Genomic DNA, 255 nt, shown 5'->3' on the forward strand with positions numbered 1-255 from the left:
TACGAAGGAACATAATGACAAGTCCAAGAATCATTCCTAGTAAAGTTGCAACAGCAATTAGTAAGCCTGTATGAGGTTTTACTGGCGCTGCATCCGCATCTAAAGTAGCCTCTGATAGCGTGTAAATATTGTCAATTTTCATTATTTTCGGAATATCTTTACTGAACACCGTAACTGTTTCATTCGCAATTTTTACAGCATCCGTAGCATCCTTGCTTTCCACGTTAATTTTGATAACTTGTGAATCCGAGGTGC

1 pseudogene is annotated in these 255 nt (G+C 38.4%); it reads right to left on the minus strand.

The annotated features are described in order from the left end of the window. A pseudogene (locus tag HPK16_RS17275) lies at positions 1-255 on the minus strand (YveK family protein); the annotation flags it as partial.

This window comes from Paenilisteria rustica (assembly GCF_013820765.1).
Lineage (GTDB): Bacteria > Bacillota > Bacilli > Lactobacillales > Listeriaceae > Listeria_A > Listeria_A rustica.